Origin of the sequence: Methylobacterium sp. B1 (assembly GCF_000333255.1) — a bacterium.
Lineage (GTDB): Bacteria > Pseudomonadota > Alphaproteobacteria > Rhizobiales > Beijerinckiaceae > Methylobacterium > Methylobacterium fujisawaense.
The window spans coordinates 1-1481 of the sequence record NZ_BACT01000864.1; the positions used below are offsets into that span (position 1 = coordinate 1).

3 protein-coding genes are annotated in these 1481 nt (G+C 73.3%); 1 reads left to right on the plus strand and 2 read right to left on the minus strand.

Annotated elements, in window-relative coordinates; genetic code table 11:
- Together I53_RS24790 and I53_RS24795 are read right to left on the minus strand one after the other, a co-directional pair.
- The coding region (locus I53_RS24790; protein WP_043355744.1) for a double zinc ribbon domain-containing protein at positions 1-371 on the minus strand (371 nt) is incomplete at its 3' end.
- 30 nt (positions 372-401) lie between these two features.
- Positions 402-647: a hypothetical protein gene (locus tag I53_RS24795; RefSeq protein ID WP_043355746.1), complete on the minus strand. Its 246-nt coding sequence runs from the start codon at positions 645-647 to the stop codon at positions 402-404.
- Between the two features lie 158 nt (positions 648-805).
- Between I53_RS24795 and I53_RS24800 the strand changes: the two genes are divergently transcribed.
- A partial coding sequence (locus I53_RS24800) for a methyltransferase domain-containing protein (RefSeq protein ID WP_043355748.1) occupies positions 806-1481 on the plus strand: 676 nt, incomplete at its 3' end.

Below are 1481 nucleotides of genomic sequence, written 5' to 3' on the forward strand. Positions count from 1 at the left end.
GCCGCTCGCGGCCTCATCCGGGCCATGACGCGGGCCAGATCGAGGCGCTCCTCGTATTTCAGGCGATGGACGAGGCGGCGCGCCACCGCATCGTACAGGGCTACAGACCGGGCACGCTCGAAGACCGGCGGCTCGGCGATCGCCCGGGGTGAGAGCAACGGGCCGACCCCGAGATCGACCGCGAACGGCGTCCCGTAGCGTTGGCAGACCGGCTCCTCGATCAGCCGCAGGCTCGACCAGCAGGCCGGGCACAGGGCGCCGGGATCCGCGGTGGCGCCGCCGCAGCCCGCGCAGGTGGGCGGATAGATCAGCGAAACGACCCCGCGCGGCAGTCCGCGCAGGGTCCTTGCGACGGCCTCGAGAGCCGTCATGCGGCGGACGCGCCGCCCGAATCCGCGCTTCTACTGAGCCGAGACCGGGCGCGCCTGCGGCGCCATCTGCTGCTGCTGCATCTGGCGGTCGCGGGCGTTGGCGCGGTGACGGCCGATGGCGCAGCCGGCCGCAGCGCCGACGAGGCCGTGATGGCCGGCATAGTGCCCCGCGATGCCGCCGACGATGGCGCCCTTGATGCAGCCCTTGGCTTCGGCGCCGCCGGCGGCCGCGAGGGTGGTGAGGGCCACGGCGGCCCCGACGAGCATACGCTTCATGATCAATGCTCCATGACGAATCTCGGCCGTTTGAGCCGGTTGCAGCAGGAACAGCGACGCTGCCGAGTCGTTCCGACATTCTAGCGCGGCTCACGGATCCGTGCGCGCGGCCGTGCGAGAGGTGGCGCGGGACGGCTTCAGATGCCATCTCCCCCGCGATGGATGCTCCCTCCGCCCTGTTCGACACGGCCCTCGCCCGCCGCCGCCTCGCCCGAGCCCAGGGCCGCGGCTACGCGGGCTTCCTCGTCGATCGGCTCGCCGAGGATCTCGATGACCGCCTGGGGGCGGTCCTGCGCCGCTTCACTTCGGTGCTCGACCTCGCGACGCCCGTCCCGGTGGCGGCCCGGATGCTCGCGGCCCGGTATCCGGAGGCGCGGCATCTCCGTCTAGCGGCCCGGCCCGAGACGGGCGGCGGCCTGATCGTCGGCGACCCGGAGGCGCTGCCGCTGGCGGCCGGAAGCCTCGACCTCGCCGTCTCGCTGCTGAGCCTTCACGCCGTGAACGACCTCCCGGGCACGCTGATCCAGCTGCGCCGCGCCCTGCGGCCGGACGGGTTGTTCCTCGGCTGCCTGCTCGGCGGCGCCACCCTGACCGAGCTGCGCCAGAGCTTCGCCCAGGCCGAGAGCGAGGTCGAGGGTGGGATCAGCCCGCGCGTGGCGCCCTTCGCGGCGGTACGTGAGGCCGGCGGGTTGCTCCAGCGGGCCGGTTTCGCCCTGCCGGTGGCGGATACCGACACGCTGACGGTCCGCTACGCCGATCCGTTCGGCCTGATGCGCGATCTGCGCGCCATGGGCATGACCAACGTGCTCACCGAGCGGCGGCGGACGCCGCTAC